A 17029-nucleotide genomic window follows, 5' to 3' on the forward strand; every position below is an offset into this window, starting at 1 on the left:
AGCTATTGTATCATAACCTGTCGCAATAAAAGAGGGGAACTTGCTTCAGCAAATACAGGTCATATTGATTATTTATGGCCGGATTTATCCATTTCTCATGGAAAAAGAGCGAAGCAGGCGGCGGCCATGACCGTCCCTGTTCGCTCTCCTCCGATGCATGCCGGTTTGCCGGCGGTTCATCTGACCTTGACATTCAAGCTGAGCAAGGCCTGTGCGGCGGCTTGCTGTTCCGCCTCTTTCTTGGAACGACCGCACCCTTGGCCGAGCAGCTTGTCGCCCATCTTCACTTCCGCGATAAATTCCTTCTCATGCGCCGGTCCCCGTTCCTCGACTATCCGATATTCCAGGAGCCCCATATTATGCTGCTGTGTATGTTCCTGCAGTTGGGTTTTGTAGTCGAGAATTTGCGGCTTCCCTTCTCCGGACAGCTTCGGGAACACATGCTGGCGAAGAAACACTTTGACCGCTTCCAAGCCTTGATCCAGATACAGGGCTCCGACGAAAGATTCGAAGACATCCGCAAGCAAAGCAGGCCGGGTTCTTCCCCCTGTCAGCTCTTCCCCTTTGCCGAGCAGCACGTAACTGCCGAAATCGAGCTGTTCGGCAAACAGGACCAAAGATGGTTCGCAAACGATAGAAGCTCTGAGCTTGGTCAATTCTCCCTCGGTCCGATGAGGAAACGTATCATACAAGTATTCCGAAACCGTCAACTCCAGTACCGCATCCCCCAGAAATTCCAGTCGTTCATTATCCTTGCTCCCTGCGACCCGGTTCTCATTCACATAAGAGGAATGGGTAAAGGCTTGGCGCAGCAAAGACGGATTATGAAAACAGATGCCGAGGGCGGACTGGAGCTGCTTTAAATCCCGATTCATCGAAAACACCTGCTTTGTTAGGTTATTCTTCGTATTTCCTCAAAATAATCGTTGCGTTATGACCTCCGAACCCGAACGAGTTGGACATCGTTATTTTAACGTCGGCTTTGCGTGGAGTGTTGGGTACGTAATCGAGATCGCACTCCGGATCCTGATTATCCAGATTAATCGTCGGCGGAAGCATGCCGTGCTTGATGGCCAGCCCGCAAATGACCGCCTCTACTCCCCCGGCCGCGCCCAACAGGTGCCCGGTCATCGATTTGGTCGAGCTGACCGCCAGCTTGCTTGCATGCTCTCCGAACGCTTCCTTGATGGCCTTCGTCTCCGAAATGTCACCAACCGGCGTCGAAGTGCCGTGAGTATTGATATAATCAACATCTGCAGGTGTCAATCCGGCATCTTGCAGCGCCTTCTTCATACAGCGCGCCGCTCCATTCGGATCCGGATCGGTCATATGATGAGCGTCTCCGCTCATTCCGTAGCCGATCACTTCGGCATAAATTTTCGCGCCGCGCCGCAGAGCATGCTCCAGAGATTCCAGAATGAGAATTCCCGATCCTTCGCCCATGACAAAACCATCCCGGTCCTTATCGAAGGGCCGGCTTGCCTTCTCCGGCTCGTCATTGCGCGTTGACATGGCCCGCAGAGCACAGAATCCGGCCATGCCGGTCGGCGAAATGGTCGCTTCCGCGCCGCCGCAAATCATGACATCCGCGTCACCGCGCTGAATGATCTTGAACGAATCCCCAATCGAATGGCTTCCCGTGGCACAAGCCGTCACAGCCGTCGTATTGGGACCCTTCGCCCCGGTGGCCATCGATATTTGTCCGGAAGCCATATTGGCAATCATCATCGGGATAAAGAAGGGGCTTACTCTCTTGGGACCTTTCTCCAGCAAAATCTTGTGCTGCTCCTCCCAAGTGGTTAAACCGCCGATTCCCGATCCGACAATAACCCCGACCCGTTCCGGATCGGTCTGATCTCGTATATTTAAATCCGCATCCTGCAAAGCCTTCTGGCTGGCCGCCAGTGCAAATTGCACGAAACGGTCCATGCGGCGCGCATCTCTTTTATCCATATAATCTTCCGGGCTGAAATCTTTAATAGATGCCGCAATGCGCGTGGGATACTCGCTAACATCGAAGCTCTCGATCAGAGAAACACCGGACTTACCTGCCATCAAATGATCCCAAAATGTTTCGAGCTCATGACCGAGTGAAGTCATAATCCCCAAACCTGTTACAACCACCCGCTGTGCCATGGTTTCACCTCTATACTTAACATTTATGGCTGATTTCCTGTGAAGCGGCAAGGCAGGATAAGTCCCGTTGTACTAGACCAAACGGGACTTACCGGCTTATTGCTTATTAGATTCTATGTAGGCGATAACTTCTCCCACGGTTGTAATCTTCTCCGCATCCTCGTCGGAAATCTCCATATCGAACTCGTCTTCCAGCTCCATAACCAATTCCACTACATCTAAGGAATCAGCGCCTAAATCGTCTTTAAAAGATGCTTCAGGGGTAACTTCGGATTCCTCCACCCCAAGGCGATCAACGACAATTCGCTTTACACGATCCAAAACATCGGACATCCCGGCTCACCTCCTCTTTGGTATTATACGAAAATTAGCACCAAATTACCATAGAATCGTAAACAAGCTTTTACTAGAAATGAGACTTTCGGCAGAGCGGTTCTTTTAACGACCGCAGCCGTCTCCCAGACTTTTCATTTCCTAGCAACAGAAGGAAGCAATCCGGCGGTAACCGCTAAACCGTGACTTGACTTCCGACTGATGGAGAAAGTTGCAGGCACACCGGTCCCGGCAGAGCTACATGTACATTCCGCCGTCGATATGAAGCGTCTGTCCGGTCATGTAGGCTGCATCATCGGAGGCCAGAAAACGGACCGCCTTGGCAATTTCCTCCGGCTGTCCCAGCCTCGCAAGCGGAATCTGCCTCAGCAGTTGGTCCCGGGTCTCTCCCTGCAGCTGGTCGGTCATATCCGTCACAATAAATCCGGGAGCTATTGCGTTGACTGTAATACCGCGGGAGGCCAGCTCCTTCGCCGCCGTCTTGGTCATGCCGATGACACCGGCCTTGGCCGCGGCGTAGTTAACCTGTCCCGGGTTGCCCAATGAACCGACAACGGAAGAGATGTTGATGATCCGTCCGGACCGCTGCTTCATCATCGGTCTGGTCACCGCCTTCAGGCAGTTGAACACTCCCTTGAGATTGGTGGCGATGACTTCGTCGAACTCGTCTTCTTTCATACGCATAATTAGATTATCCCTAGTTATTCCGGCATTATTCACCAGAATATCCAGGCGGCCGAATTCCTCCACTACCTGCTTGACCATTTCTTCGACCTGGGCGGAATCCTTCACGTCGGCTTTGATTTTCATCGAGCGCCGGCCGAGAGCGGTAATCTCCTTAACCACCTCTTCGGCAGCGCCCTCGCTGCCCGCATAATTAACGACCACATCCGCCCCGGATTCAGCCAGATGAAGAGCAATGGCCCGGCCGATCCCTCTGGAAGCCCCGGTGACGAGGGCGATTTTTCCTGTCAGCATCAAGTTCCCTCCTGTTTCACAGATTGTAATCCGATTAGTTACCTATTGAGGTGTTGCAGCAAAGACGGGTGTTAACTACAGCTCGACCAGAGCCTGGTCAACCGCCTCTTTGCTGTTGACGGACAGAACCCGGACTGACCGGTCGATTTTCTTGATCAAGCCGGCCAGCACGGTTCCCGACCCCAATTCGACGAACGTATCCACCTCTTCGTCGATAAGCCGGCGAATGCTATCCTCCCAGAGAACAGGAGCGCATACCTGCTCGACGAGCAAGCGGCGGATCTCCTCCGGATCGGTTACAGGCTGGGCGCTTACGTTGGCGATGACGGGAATCCCCGCCGGATTCATCGGAACATTCCGCAGCGTATCCGCAAGGCGCTCGGCCGCCGGTTTCATCAGCGAGGAATGGAACGGACCGCTGACCTCCAACGGCAGAACGCGCTTGGCCCCCGCTTCCTTCCCGTGCTCGATGACCGCCTGAACGCCTTCCTTGCTCCCCGATACAACGATCTGGCCGGGGCAGTTCACATTCGCGGGCTCCACTATCCCCGCTTCGCGGGAAAGTCGGGCACACAAGCTCTCCAACGCTGCGCGGTCGGCACCCAGTACAGCGGCCATAGCCCCTTGGCCTCCCGGCACCGCGGATTCCATATATTCTCCGCGCAGCCGGACGATCCGGACCGCATCTGCGAAGGACAGCACTCCGGCCACGACCAGAGCGCTGTATTCTCCAAGACTGTGTCCCGCCACATAATCCGGGGTGGGAGCAGCCTGGCGTAACGCTTCATAATAAGCGATGCTTGTCGTAAGCAGCGCGGGTTGGGTATGATAAGTTTTCTTAAGCTCCGCTTCGGGCCCCTCGAAGATCAGCTTCTTCTGATCAAATCCGAGCACCTCGTCCGCTTCATCAAATATTTTCCTGGAGTCCGGGTTCGATTCATATACATCCTGCCCCATCCCCACGGATTGGGCTCCTTGCCCCGGAAAGACAAAAGCTAATTTCCCCATCGTCCGTCCCCTTTCCACAGTTCATAACGTTCTCATGCAAAAGCGGTCGCCCGCCGTTTCCCGGACGGTCCCTTATGCAGCCAACTTCCTGATTCTCGGCGCCTTGCAATTACCAGATAAGCACCGAGGCCCCCCAGGTCAATCCGCCGCCGAAACCGACGAGAACGATGCAATCGCCTTCCTTGACCCGTCCTTCCTCCACCGCTTCAGCGAGGGCGATCGGTATCGATGCGGCCGATACATTCCCATACTTCTGTAAATTGATCATGCATTTATCCTCGGGCAGCTCCAAGCGATTCAGGGCCGCCTGAATGATTCGAATGTTCGCTTGATGCGGAACCAGCAGATCAATTTCCGATTTGCTGATTCCGGCCTTGTTCAATGCTTCTTCAGCGGCTGAGCCCATGATTTTGACCGCAAATTTGAATACTTCCTTACCCGCCATATAGATATAGTGCTGCTTCTGCTCCAGGCTGGCTGGGCTGGCTGGGCAGCGCGAGCCGCCTCCGGCAATTTTCAGCAGCTCTCCGCCCGAACCGTCGGCTCCAAGCTCGAACGAACGGAAGCCTCTTCCTTCAGCGACCGGACCTAGCACAGCCGCTCCCGCGCCGTCTCCGAACAGGATGCAGGTATTGCGGTCGGTATAATCCGTAATTTTGGACAAGCATTCTGCTCCGACAACGAGAGCATATTTATAAGTGCCCATGGCAATAAAATTGGAGGCGTTGGCAAGCCCGTAGATAAATCCCGAGCAGGCGGCGGACAAATCGAAAGCGGCGGCCTTCTTGGCGCCAAGGCGATCCTGGAGTATACAGGCCGTCGAAGGGAACGCCATATCCGGCGTGATCGAGGCTACAAGGATCAGGTCTAATTGTTCCGCCGTTATCCCTGCTTGCTCCAGAGCCACTTGGGCCGCTTGGAAGGCCAGATCCGACGAAGCTTCATGCTCCGACGCCAGCCTTCTTTCCTTAATTCCGGTGCGGGTGGAAATCCACTCGTCATTCGTATCGACCATCTTCTCCAAATCTTGATTGGTAAGTACTCGCTCCGGAACGTATTTGCCCGTCCCGATAATGCCAACCGGTGTCAACTTCATCTAATACACTCACTTCCCGCTGCTAATTTCGGAGGAGATGGAAGCGACCAGATCGTTCTGCAGGGCCATTCTCGCCTGGCGGACTGCGTTCTTGATCGCGTTGGCGTCGGAAGAGCCGTGGCTTTTCAGCACCAGCCCGTCAATTCCGAGCAATGGCGCGCCTCCATGCTCCGTATAATCGAGTTTCTTCTTAAATTGGGTCAAGCCCGGCTTCAATACCGCCGCAGCCAGCTTGGTTGTGAAGCTGCGGGTGAATTCCTCCTTGATCGCGGAAAAAATCGCCCCTGCGGCTCCCTCCAGGCTTTTCAATAATATGTTACCTACGAAGCCGTCACATACCAGCACGTCGCAATTTCCATTCAGAACATCGCGAGCTTCCACATTGCCGACAAAATGAATGGGCGCCTCGGCCAGCAAAGGATAGGCGGCCTTGGTCAATTCGTTGCCCTTCATTTCTTCCGTTCCGACATTCAACAGACCTACCCGCGGCTTAGCCAGTCCATGCACCTTGCTCCGGTATACACTGCCCATGATGGCGTATTGGAGCAAGTTGGTCGCGGAGGAATCCATATTGGCGCCCAGGTCGAGCGCCAGCACCCCTGTCCCATCCATGGTCGGGATCATCGGAGCAAGCGCCGGCCGCTCAATCCCGCGGATCCGGCCGACAACGAGCAAGCCGGTCGCCATCAACGCTCCCGTATTGCCTGCCGAGATCATGGCATCGGCCTGCTTCTGCTTGACCAGGGTGCCGGCGACGACCATGGAGGCGTCTTTCTTCCTGCGGACGGCCTTGACGGGCTCATCATCCGCCAGGATGACGTCTTCCGCATGGTGAACGGACAGGTTGGCGGGCTTGTCCTTCAACAGGGGCTCCAGCTTCTCCGAATGTCCGACGAGAACGAGCTCCACGTCGTTCCATTCTCTGGCAGCCGTTAAGGCCCCTTCCACTGTGGCCCGAGGAGCGTGATCCCCGCCCATGGCATCAATCGCGATCCGCATTCAGATAGCCTCCTTCGCCGCGCTCTTTCTTCGAATGATAAATTAAGAAGTTTCCTTGAAACACAAGTTCGTCATTGACATAGGTAAACACTTCTACTTTCGCCTTCCCCCTCGTCACGGTTCGGACATAGCATTTGGCTACGCATTTCTCCCCGAGCATCACCGAACGGATAAACCGGATATCCGCGGAGGCCGTCAAAGCGATAGCGTCGTTAATCACCGCTACAGCCAAAGAATTCGCCTGCGCGAATATATGATGGCCGCGGGCGATTTTGGTCCGGGAGAAGACATGCTCTTCCCTGATTTCAAAAATCGATATTCCGCTTTTATCCAACTGCAAATCGATAATTTCTCCGATCACTTCGTGAAGCGGCAACGAGCGGACCTGATCATACGATTGTTCGGCCATCAGTTTGATGCGCTCCCTTAATTCAGGGATCCCCAGCTCCAGCCGGTCCAGCCGGATCGTCTGGATGCTGACCCCAAACCGCTTGGTCAGTTCTTCGTCCGTAACGAAGGGATTATCTTCAATCGCCTTCATCAGCTGCTGCTGGCGAAGCCGTTTAGGTATGCGTTCTATGGTGCCGCACCGCCTTCTTCTCAATGATTATCCGGAGTTACCCGGCCGGTTTCTATCCGGTTATTACTTCATTTTATTACCTGGTGCTAATCTGTAGTATATATAATTCTGGGCCAAATGAAAAGAGAAGCGCGAAAACAAAAAAAATAGCACCCCACCCGAAAAGATGAAGCACTACTTCAAACGATTATTGTTTGATAATTTCTCTGCCTTTGTATGTTCCGCAAACTTTGCATACGCGATGAGCCACCTTAAGCTCTCCGCAGTTTTCGCATTTGACCATGCCAGGAACAACTAATTTAAAGTGAGTCCGGCGCTTGTCACGACGGGTTTTGGATGTTCTCCGCTGAGGTACTGCCATGGATTTCCACCTCCTTTAACGTGGGATAAACCATCGCCGCCTTGGCGCGGCAATTCAAGTTTATCTGGCTATATTAGATTCGCCCGTTAGGAATCACGGCACAATCTAACGAATCTGCTCATTGTTGCTTGAAATAACCCCGGAACTTATAAGTTCTTTACTATTTGAAAAAATCGGCCAGACCGGCAAGCCGGGGATCGATTCTCTCCACCTTGCATTGACAAGGCTCGGTATTCCGGTTACTCCCGCATACGGGACACAGCCCCCGGCATTCTTCTCCGCACAGCGGGGCATATGGAAGGGCAAGCACAACGGCCTCTTCCAAGTAAGGGATTAAATCTACTTTATCTTCGGTCACTACGTGGGCATCCTCCAGCTCGCTCTCCGGCAGTAATTCGGCCGATCCCGCGAACAATTCCCGGAAAGGTATGACCAGCGTTTCCCGAACCGGATCGAGACACCGGGAACAAGCCATCTCCAGGTCCAGAGCGAGTTCTCCGGAGACAACGACCATGCCGGATTCCCCTCTAGCTTCGAGGTCCGTCTTGAGCATTCCAAAGCTGCGCAAGTCTTCGCGATCCTGCAGCAGGCCGGACAGATCCAAGGACTCTTTGATCTGCACAGACTTCTCTTTGGCGATCAAGTCCTTCAGATGAAGCAGCATCATTATTCACCCCAAACAAACAAAGTTAATTATAGCGATAGTGCCGATCTTTTGTCAACATTTTCTGTCCATGCTATATTAAAATACAGTAATCGCGGTTCCCGGCCCGGCCGAAATGACGCTGGCGCGGCGAAATCGTTTATAGTGTTTGCCGCAGGACTCCGGGATGGCCTCGAACGGATGATCCGGACCGGGCCGCAGCCTGCCTGACGCTTAACCCGATCATAGCAGGTCCTGCCGTGATGAGCAACTGCAGAAAGGAGGAAGCTTCCTGAAAACTGTCGGTCTTATTGTTGAGTATAACCCGTTGCACAACGGACATGTATATCATTTCGAGCAGTCCAAAGCCGTTACCGGGGCCGATGCGGCGATAGCCGTCATGAGCGGTCATTGGCTGCAGCGCGGCGAGCCGGCCCTGGTGAACAAATGGGCGCGGGCGGAGATGGCTTTGCGGATGGGCGCCGATGTCGTCCTGGAGCTGCCCGTCGCCTATTCTTCCCAGGCCGCGGAATGGTTCGCTTACGGCGCCGTGCGCGTGTTGAACGATTGCGGCGTAGTGGATTCCCTATGCTTCGGCAGCGAAAGCGGCAGCATCGATTGGCTGTCCGGTCTGGCGGAACGTCTATACATAGAGCAGGATGACTTCCAACAGCGGCTCGCCCGGCGGCTGGAGGAAGGAATGAATTATCCTGCCGCCTACAGCGCCGCCATCCGGGACTGGGTCGGTGAAGAGGGCGGACGTCTGAACGAGCCCAATAACACGCTCGGGCTTCATTATTTGATCGCCTTACGAAGGCTGAACAGCCCGATCATCCCCGCCACCATTGCACGGCACAAAGCCGGCTATCATGACCGGAACGCTTCCGACGCACACATCGCCAGCGCAACGGCCATTCGCCAATGGCTGGGCAGCGGCCGGCAGAAGGCCGGACTGGAGAAAATCCGCTCCTATGTTCCTTCCTATACGCTGGAGATTCTGCTGCGGGAGCTGGAAGCCGGACGGGCGCCGATTAGCTGGGGCCGCTACATGCAGCCGCTGCTGAACCAGATCGTCACCCGCTCCGCGGACGAGCTCCGGCTGATCCATGAAGTCAGCGAAGGACTTGAGCACCGCATCAAGCGCTGCCTGGCCGGTTGGCGGCCGGACAAGTCCGAAGCTTCCACGGTCGGGGAAGCCGCCTTCGAGGCCCTCATCGAGCAGATGAAGACGAAACGGTATACGCGAACGAAGCTTCAGAGAATGCTTGTACGGATTCTGTTGAATCACCGAAAAGCGCAGCTTACCCGGGAATCGCTGGCCGGCGGGCCGGGATATATTCGGGTGCTCGGCTTTTCCGCCAAGGGCCGTTTGCTGCTCCAGAGAATGAAGAAGAAGGCGGCCTGTCCCGTCCTCGTCAAAATCCCGGGAGAACGCCCGCCTTTTCTGGAAATGGACATTCAGGCCGCAGGCGCCTACTCTCTCGGATATTCGCAGCCGTCTTCCGCCGAGCTGCTGCGGGACTACTATCAGGCTCCTTTGCGCATAGGCTCCGAATAAGCGGTTTTCCCCGATGCTTCCGCTTTGGGAGGCAATGATTTCAAATACTCCAGAGCATCATCCATCGTTTTCACAGGCACGATCTTCATGCCGGTTTTGAGCTTCTCCGCCTGCTCCTGGGCGATCGTCGCATTCAGAATCGGCTTGAAGGCTTCTCCGGGGCCGGGCAGCAGGTCCTCCGGAGCAAAGAAAATATCCGCTCCTTGCCGATGGGCCGCCACAACCTTGAACTGAATCCCCCCGATCACTCCTACGTTCCCGTCGGAATCGATTTCCCCCGTCCCGGCAATCTGATAGCCTTTCGTAATATCTTCTTCCACAAGCTGATTATAGATTTCCAGCGAGAACATCAGTCCGGCCGAAGGGCCTCCGATGTTTCCGGCCTTCACTGTAACCTGCTTCGCCTCGTCCTCGGGCTTAACCTCCTGCTGGGTACCGATCGTGACGCCAAGGCCGCTTCTCGGCTTTCCGTCCTGCGTTCCTTCATCTGCCGGAAGCTCGGCCAGCTTCAGCGTCTCCGTCCTCGTCTCCGTTCCCCGCCGGAAGGTGATACGAACTTCTTCTCCAGGGGCTTTGCTTTGCAAATAAGCGGTTAATTCGGAAGCGGCTGCAGCCTTATGCCCGTCCACGTCCTCAATGAGGTCGCCCGCCTGCAGTATTTTGTAAGCCGGCATATTCTGAAGAACCTGCAGCACGATGACTCCCGTATTTTCTATCCGGTAGGGAACCCCCGCTTTCTTGTACGCAGCCTGGATAGCATTGCTTTGGGAAGTCGTCATATTATATTCCTGGCGCTTATTATATTCCCGGTCGGTCTCTCCCTTGCGGTGAACCTCTTCCTTGGGACGAAGCTCATGAATATCGCTCCATTTGGCATAGAGGTATCCGATCAGATTGGAATCGCTGACCCCGACGGTCGTCAGCATGAAGGAGCCGCTCTCCGGCTGGCCTCCCTGCTTGATTTCGATCATCGGTCTGACGTTTTCCGCCGATCCCGGTTTATAAATGTAGTATGGCAGCGGAATGAAATAAAGCAGGCAAAAAACAATAACCCCGACCAAAACCGGGGCCAAATACCAGCGGACCGCGGAATTCCCGCGCCGCCTCAGCTTGTCATTCCGGTTCCATCCGGATGCTCCCCCTTGAGTATGATCCGCCAACTCGATCCTCTCCTTTCCATATACGAGGCAGGCTTGTTCTATTTCCCCGCCGCTTGGCGTAAACATGTAGCAGAAACGCGGGACGGAGGTGATTTTAATGCGAAAATGGATTCCGTCGGACAGCCGGTCGTTCACTATTCTACTCGGAGCGTTAGCTATTATTCTTGTAATGTTCATTGTGATCTATCCGGATCAAATATTTAAATCTTCCTTGCACGGATTGACCATATGGTGGACCTTTGTATTTCCCGGCCTGCTCCCATTTCTTATCCTGTCCGAGATCATGATTGGCCTCGGTCTCGTCCATGCCTTGGGAACGCTGCTGGAGCCGGTGATGAAGCTTGTCTTCCGGCTGCCCGGAGCAAGCGGCTGGGCTCTGGCCATGGGGCTGACTGCCGGGTTTCCGGCGGGAGCCGATGTCACCGGCCAGCTCAGACGGGAAGGTGTGCTCAATGCCTCAGAAGCCCAGCGGCTGTTAGCCGTGAGCCATTTATGCAGCCCCGTCATCATGATTGCCGTCGTGGGGGTAGGTTTTCTGCAAAGCCCGGAGGCCGGCTTCATGATCGCCGTCGTTCACTATCTGTCGGCATTGGCGATGGGCATTACGCTGCGCTGGACAGATTCATCCGGGAGAACTTCCGTCCCTTCCGGCTCAAGCACCGAAACCGCCGGCCGTAATCACGGGTGGCTCCGCCGTACGGCCGGGTCCTTGCGCTCCGCCCATCGGAAGGACGGGCGGACATTCGGCAAGCTCCTGGGAGATTCCGTCACCTCCGCCGCACAGAAGCTGCTCGGGATCGGCGGTTACATCATCCTGTTTTCCGTGCTTCATCGCATCCTTGTCCTGGCATTGGGCCCAATAGTCTCAGCAGAGCCGGTGAATACCCTGCTGTCGGCCTTCCTCGAGCCCCACCTGGGGATGTACGGAATGAGCCGGCTATCGTTTCCGCTGCTGATGACCGTAGCCGTAATTGGTGCGATTCTTGGCTGGAGCGGGTTGTCCCTGCATGCACAGGCCCGCAGCCTGGCCGGCAACAACGGCATTCGCTATTCGCGATTTATCCTTGCCCGGCTTCTGCATGGAGCTTATGCCTTTATTCTGACCGTACTTCTCTGGAAGCCGCTGACCGCCACTTTCGGGGTCGTCGGGACCTTCGCTATGACGGATACATTGGTCAGCCCGCCGAACGCTGCCGGTTCGCTTCTGTCCGACGCGGGCGCCTTCTGGACCCAGGGGCTGAAAATATGGCCGCTGCTTGCCAAGCTGTATGTTTTTGTTGCGGGTATCTTTGTGCTCCTCATATGTATATCACTGATTAATCGCGCTTATCGTAAGAAAACCGGCTAGCCAAAAGCCATTCAAAGGATGGTCCTTCTGTCCTTTTCGAAGCATTAGTGCGGCAACATCCGGCCGCGTCGATGAATGACCAGTTTACCAATACAACAACCATCTACCGAAAAGACGGGCAAAAGTGCATGTCTTTCCGCGAAACGGTAACAAATACCCGGAAAGACGAGCGAAACTGCAGTACAATAAACGGAAATAGCCGAAGATATGCAAAATAGTTAAATTTACCTGCACATTTGCATGTCTTTGGCTGATTTAATGGAAATCCTCGCAAAGACCTGCACTAATGCCGGTTCTTGCCTGCCGATAACGATCTGTCGGCTTTCCTCGGCACATCGAGACAAGGATACATAGCCTCTCAAAGAATCATCGTATTGGTATGAATGATTTCATTCGCCGCAACTTCTAGCGCGTCCCGAATTTCTGTCTCAAGGCCTGCTCCACCACTTCGGGCACGAGATCGTTTACGGGGCCGTGAAACTGGGCGATTTGCTTGACAATACTCGAGCTTAAGTACGAATACTGGCTGCTGGCCATCATGAAAAAGGTCTCGATATCGGAATTCATCTTCCGGTTAAGAGCAGCCATTTGCAGCTCATACTCAAAATCGGATACTGCCCTCAGGCCTTTGACAATGACTCTGGCGTTGCGCTCGCTCATATAATTTATAAGCAAGTCGTCAAAGCTGTCCACTTCCACATTAGGCAGATGTTCGGTCACCTGCTCCAGCAATTGTTTACGTTCCTGAATACTGAACAACGGCGTTTTGCTGGAATTTTTCAATACCGCCACAATGACTTTTTCAAAAACCTGCGATGCTCTCTGAATAACGTCCAGATGACCGTAAGTGACGGGATCGAAGCTTCCCGGACAGACGGCAATCGTATGCTCTTGGTTCAGTTTATTCATGCTGGTCAACTCCTTCATTCGTGTGCGAACCGCTCTCCGGGATTTCGCTTACATATCGATAAACATAAATGGCCGTATCTCCATAGACGGAGTGGCGAACCTGGGACAGGCCTCCGATTCGGGCCTCATAATGCCGGGAGGCATCGCATTCGATCAGCACCGTTGCTCCGGGCTTCAGGAGTGCCAGCTCTTCCAGCATCCGCGCAAGCTCGTCCAGCTTCTTCATCCGGTAAGGAGGATCCAGCAGCACAAGATCGAAACGCATCTCCCTTTTGGCCAGCGCTTTGAGCGCCCGCGTTGCCTCGTTGCGGTAAATTTCCGCACGGTTGTCCAATCCCGCCGACTGCACGTTCTCGCGAATTACGTCAACGCTCTTCTTCTCCAGGTCGACGAAGATCGCCCGGTCCATCCCCCGGCTGAGCGCCTCAATTCCAAGCCCGCCCGTCCCCGCGAACAAATCCAGTACCTGTCCTCCGTCGAAATAAGGGCCGATCATACTGAATATGGCCTCTTTAACCTTGTCCGCCGTAGGTCTCGTTCCGGTGCCGGGTACTGCCTTCAGCGGCCTTCCTTTGGCTGTTCCTGAAATGACTCTCATCCGTTGACCCCTTTTTTTGCGTATGTCATTCGTTGCTATATTATCACATATTGTTGCCGCGTTTTACAAAAAAATTTTTATCCCGGATGTATATTTTCACGGCAAAGGGTCAATCCTGACAATATCGACATTAGAGTAATGTCGTAGACAACCGCGGAGAAGGCTTACGTTTCCCCATAAGCTCTTCGTCCGGTTTCTCCTCTCCCATGAAAAGGGCGTCCCGCAAGGGACGCCCGATTTATTTTTCCAATCCGATTCCGACTTACCCTATATTCAAATAACTTCCGCCTTTACAAAATACGCATGCTCATAAGCATAATAATCATCGGAACGGTTCTGAAAATAGCTTTCTTGTATATCGGCCGGGCTTAATTGCTCCACCATCCGCAAACCGGCCGGTTCCAACTCCGAGGCCAAGGCGGTAGGATCCATTCCTGTAACCATAGGCTCGCCTGCCTGACGCAGCATGCCCAGCATTAAATTAACGCGGTGAGCTGCCGTTTCAGAATTAAAGGCTTTCTTATCCCAATAATCAAAAATAATTCGGCTGCCCGCAGGACTGATTTTCGAAATGGTCCGGAATGTCGCGAACACCTTGTCGAGCGGCAAATAATGCACAACTCCAAGCCAACTGAAGAAGGTCGGCGCCTGGGGATCGTAGACGGTATGCGCCAATTCCTTGTCCAATGGATGAATCGTAAAGTCTACCGGGACGAAATGGAGGTTGGATGGAATGTCCAGTTCCAGCTCGGCGAGCCGTTTCCTCTTAAAATCCTGCGTAGCCGGATGATCGATTTCGAAAATTTGCGTTTGCGGATAGCGTCCGGCATTTCGCAGCGCAAAGGTATCCATCCCGGCTCCCAGAATAACGTATTGAGTCACTCCTTGCCGGATAGCTTCCTCCAGATGATCTTCCGTATATCTTGAACGGCTGAGAAACAGCGAGGTCGGAAAATACAGCTGGACCATCGATGCTACGGCCATAGCCGGGTCCGGACTCTCAGCTGCCCGCCGGGGGTCTATCTTGGACAGACCGGCGACCATGCCGTGATCGAACGCGGCAAGGTCCTCCTCCGTCAGCAGACGGGGGGCCATAAAATCGTCAAAAATTTTAGGTTCGGCATGAATCGCATGGTGGGCTCGCAGGTAGGCGCTCATCAGCGCGGTTCGTTTAATACTGGAATTGTCCATTCCCGTTCCTCCTCGGCATGAGCTTATTTATCCACCATTATACAGGAAATAAATAGAATATTGGTAATTTTTTTGAAAAACGCACAGATTTCCGGGTATAGCAATTTTACGCAAGGGGCTTAAGCTTGCAGTTGGCTGCTCCGGCCAAGCGCGGCTCAAGCAGAGCAGAAGCATGCTATATTCATCCCTGCTTCAATAACATGCTCCAGCATAATCGATTCGTAACCTGCAGAGGTCTTCACTATAATCTGTTCAGGACCCAAGCGATAGATCCTTCCTGCCACTTGCCGTATTCTATCCGGATCTTGTATCAGCAATCGTATCGGCGCCTTGTGCTCCATGGAAAACCGGACAAGATCACGAATCAGGCAGCTTGCCCTATCTTCTCCCGATAGAGCCGGCTTTCCCGTACATGGCTCCGCCTCTTCCTCTTCCGGCAGCGTCAGCGTCATCGATCTGTACCATAAATGGAAGTCTGTTCGCCCGGCATTATTCACGCTGCTGCACCTGCCTTCCCTTCTTCTTCTCCGCCCATTAACAGAACGTACGTTCCTATTATAGTTTACCGGGTACCATTAAGCAAGAATAATATCGGACTACATCGCACGATCAACCTAAATGGTTTAATGATAAAGGACACCGGAGACTTTAATCGGTCGGAAGGTGCACATAATACAACTAGCCCCCCGCGACATCATCGGATGATGGAACGGAGGGCTTATTTTCCTGCATTCAATTACGGCAAGAAAAAACTGATCACAAGGGTCAGCAGCACAAAACTGGTCAACAGCACATACAAATAGTCCTTTTCCGCCAGAAAGACAAATAATGAAATCGCCACGCGCAATACCGGAGTCAGAATGAGCAGAAACAAACCCGCCATCATTAAGGCGAAAGGCTTCAAAGCCGCTACCCCCGTCACGATATCGGATAAAGCGGTCGGGTAAGCTCCCTCCGGATAGCCGCTGTCTCCCCTCAAGATAAAATAGATCAAGCCGGCCAGAATAACGGCTCCGCTAATCGCCACCCCCGCCCTCAGCCAACGGCTGACGGCCAGCTCCACCTCCGCCGCGCGATCCCTTGTCTGCGGCTTTCCAGTTATTTGCCCCTGCTTTTCAGTCATAGCTGCCCCCCACTCCCTGCACGATCATCTGTATGGCCACATAAGCGAGAATCGGAATGAACAATTTGCGGATGGTCTTGCTTTTCAGCTTCTGCATCACCTTGGTGCCGATCATCGCTTCCATTAGAACCCCCAAGGCAACAGGCTCGGAAATAACGGGATCGATATCCCCCCGGAAGAAAAATACGCCGGCGCTCGCCGCTCCCGTAACCCCCATCATGAAGTTGCTCGTCGCACTGGATACCTTCAACGGCAGCTTCATGAATACGTCCATGGCCATCACCTTGAAGCTTCCGCTGCCGATGCCCAGCAGTCCGGAGATTACACCGGCGCCGTACATAACGCCAAACCCTCCGTAGACGTTGCCTACATTGTACGGAACGGTCTGCTGCAGAGCTTTGTCGTAGTATTCTCCCTGCAGCTTCAATTTCCCCGCCATGGGATGAAGCGGGACTTCTTCCGGCAGCTCGTCTTTTGTTTTCTTGATCATGGCCAGGACGGAATACAATAGAATCAGTCCAAAAATGATATACAAAATACCGGGCGCCATTAGCCCGCCGATAAATGCTCCCGTTATCGCTCCGATCGTTGTCGCTACTTCCAAGAACATTCCGACTCTCACATTTGTTATGCGGTCCCGAATATACGCAATGGCCGATCCGCTGGAGGTCGCAATGACGGATATGATGCTCGCGCCAATCGCATGCTTGATATCCACGCCGAAAAGCAGGGTCAGCGCAGGGGTAACGATAATTCCGCCGCCCAAACCCAGCACCGACCCCACCAACCCGGCCAGCACGGATATCCCCAAAATCTGAATCGCTATTAAAGCCACATTATCCCCTCCCGAAACAAAGCAGTGGATACCCATATGTATATCATATACTTTACATTCGATCAATATATAAAAAATAAATTTTACAATGTAAATAAAAAATAGACGATTAAAACACCTTAAACTAAAGGCAAATAGCCATTCCTTCAGCACAAAATGTTATAATAAAAGCT

At 53.5% G+C, this 17029-nt stretch carries 19 protein-coding genes; 2 read left to right on the top strand and 17 right to left on the bottom strand.

Annotated elements, in window-relative coordinates; all coding sequences use genetic code 11:
* Nucleotides 1–176 precede the first annotated feature (176 nt).
* The 10 genes from rnc to ACFQ03_RS00175 form a co-directional block, all read right to left on the bottom strand.
* Nucleotides 177–875 (bottom strand): ribonuclease III, encoded by a 699-nt coding sequence (rnc, locus tag ACFQ03_RS00130; protein WP_144933236.1) that lies wholly within the window; start codon nucleotides 873–875, stop codon nucleotides 177–179.
* A 22-nt stretch (nucleotides 876–897) separates the two neighbouring features.
* Complete coding sequence (gene fabF / locus ACFQ03_RS00135) at nucleotides 898–2136, bottom strand: beta-ketoacyl-ACP synthase II (protein ID WP_379285315.1); 1239 nt, start codon at nucleotides 2134–2136, stop codon at nucleotides 898–900.
* 96 nt (nucleotides 2137–2232) lie between these two features.
* Nucleotides 2233–2469: an acyl carrier protein gene (locus ACFQ03_RS00140; RefSeq protein WP_144933238.1), complete on the bottom strand. Its 237-nt coding sequence runs from the start codon at nucleotides 2467–2469 to the stop codon at nucleotides 2233–2235.
* A gap of 237 nt (nucleotides 2470–2706) precedes the next feature.
* A complete protein-coding gene (gene fabG / locus ACFQ03_RS00145) occupies nucleotides 2707–3447 on the bottom strand; it encodes a 3-oxoacyl-[acyl-carrier-protein] reductase (protein ID WP_144933239.1) in 741 nt (246 codons plus the stop codon).
* Nucleotides 3448–3522: 75 nt separating this feature from the next.
* A complete protein-coding gene (gene fabD, locus ACFQ03_RS00150; protein WP_379285318.1) occupies nucleotides 3523–4455 on the bottom strand; it encodes an ACP S-malonyltransferase in 933 nt (310 codons plus the stop codon).
* 109 nt (nucleotides 4456–4564) lie between these two features.
* Nucleotides 4565–5551: a beta-ketoacyl-ACP synthase III gene (locus ACFQ03_RS00155; RefSeq protein ID WP_379285320.1), complete on the bottom strand. Its 987-nt coding sequence runs from the start codon at nucleotides 5549–5551 to the stop codon at nucleotides 4565–4567.
* 9 nt (nucleotides 5552–5560) lie between these two features.
* Nucleotides 5561–6550, bottom strand: coding sequence for a phosphate acyltransferase PlsX (gene plsX / locus ACFQ03_RS00160; protein ID WP_379285322.1), 990 nt, complete (start codon nucleotides 6548–6550; stop codon nucleotides 5561–5563).
* Nucleotides 6534–7154 (bottom strand): transcription factor FapR, encoded by a 621-nt coding sequence (gene fapR / locus ACFQ03_RS00165; protein WP_255452996.1) that lies wholly within the window; start codon nucleotides 7152–7154, stop codon nucleotides 6534–6536. The genes plsX and fapR overlap by 17 nt, the downstream gene beginning before the upstream one ends.
* Nucleotides 7155–7317: 163 nt before the next feature.
* Complete coding sequence (gene rpmF, locus ACFQ03_RS00170) at nucleotides 7318–7491, bottom strand: 50S ribosomal protein L32 (RefSeq protein ID WP_144933243.1); 174 nt, start codon at nucleotides 7489–7491, stop codon at nucleotides 7318–7320.
* A 160-nt stretch (nucleotides 7492–7651) separates the two neighbouring features.
* A complete protein-coding gene (locus ACFQ03_RS00175; protein ID WP_379285325.1) occupies nucleotides 7652–8158 on the bottom strand; it encodes a YceD family protein in 507 nt (168 codons plus the stop codon).
* 268 nt (nucleotides 8159–8426) lie between these two features.
* Here ACFQ03_RS00175 and ACFQ03_RS00180 point away from each other — a divergent pair, with 268 nt between their 5' ends.
* Nucleotides 8427–9692 (top strand): nucleotidyltransferase, encoded by a 1266-nt coding sequence (locus ACFQ03_RS00180; protein WP_379285442.1) that lies wholly within the window; start codon nucleotides 8427–8429, stop codon nucleotides 9690–9692.
* Here the strand turns inward: ACFQ03_RS00180 and ACFQ03_RS00185 are convergent.
* Nucleotides 9662–10852, bottom strand: coding sequence for a SepM family pheromone-processing serine protease (locus ACFQ03_RS00185; protein WP_379285327.1), 1191 nt, complete (start codon nucleotides 10850–10852; stop codon nucleotides 9662–9664). The genes ACFQ03_RS00180 and ACFQ03_RS00185 overlap by 31 nt on opposite strands.
* Before the next feature lie 97 nt (nucleotides 10853–10949).
* Here ACFQ03_RS00185 and ACFQ03_RS00190 point away from each other — a divergent pair, with 97 nt between their 5' ends.
* Entirely contained in the window at nucleotides 10950–12200 is a 1251-nt protein-coding gene (locus ACFQ03_RS00190; RefSeq protein WP_379285329.1) for a nucleoside recognition domain-containing protein, read from the top strand.
* 405 nt (nucleotides 12201–12605) lie between these two features.
* Here the strand turns inward: ACFQ03_RS00190 and coaD are convergent, their stop codons facing one another.
* The 6 genes from coaD to ACFQ03_RS00220 all read right to left on the bottom strand — a co-directional run bounded on the left by coaD (nucleotide 12606) and on the right by ACFQ03_RS00220 (nucleotide 16892).
* A complete protein-coding gene (coaD, locus tag ACFQ03_RS00195; protein WP_144933246.1) occupies nucleotides 12606–13109 on the bottom strand; it encodes a pantetheine-phosphate adenylyltransferase in 504 nt (167 codons plus the stop codon).
* A complete protein-coding gene (rsmD, locus tag ACFQ03_RS00200; protein ID WP_150959625.1) occupies nucleotides 13102–13707 on the bottom strand; it encodes a 16S rRNA (guanine(966)-N(2))-methyltransferase RsmD in 606 nt (201 codons plus the stop codon). The genes coaD and rsmD overlap by 8 nt, the downstream gene beginning before the upstream one ends.
* Before the next feature lie 273 nt (nucleotides 13708–13980).
* Nucleotides 13981–14898 (bottom strand): class I SAM-dependent methyltransferase, encoded by a 918-nt coding sequence (locus tag ACFQ03_RS00205; RefSeq protein ID WP_379285332.1) that lies wholly within the window; start codon nucleotides 14896–14898, stop codon nucleotides 13981–13983.
* A gap of 155 nt (nucleotides 14899–15053) precedes the next feature.
* On the bottom strand, nucleotides 15054–15395 hold the full coding sequence (locus tag ACFQ03_RS00210) for a hypothetical protein (RefSeq protein ID WP_379285334.1): 342 nt from the start codon (nucleotides 15393–15395) through the stop codon (nucleotides 15054–15056).
* Between the two features lie 239 nt (nucleotides 15396–15634).
* Nucleotides 15635–16021: a DUF1634 domain-containing protein gene (locus ACFQ03_RS00215; RefSeq protein ID WP_379285336.1), complete on the bottom strand. Its 387-nt coding sequence runs from the start codon at nucleotides 16019–16021 to the stop codon at nucleotides 15635–15637.
* Entirely contained in the window at nucleotides 16014–16892 is an 879-nt protein-coding gene (locus tag ACFQ03_RS00220; RefSeq protein ID WP_379285338.1) for a sulfite exporter TauE/SafE family protein, read from the bottom strand. Before ACFQ03_RS00220 ends, ACFQ03_RS00215 begins: the two co-directional genes overlap by 8 nt.
* Nucleotides 16893–17029: the final 137 nt, after the last annotated feature.

The sequence above is a fragment of the Paenibacillus residui genome (assembly GCF_042677205.1).
In the GTDB taxonomy this organism is placed as follows: domain Bacteria; phylum Bacillota; class Bacilli; order Paenibacillales; family NBRC-103111; genus Paenibacillus_L; species Paenibacillus_L residui.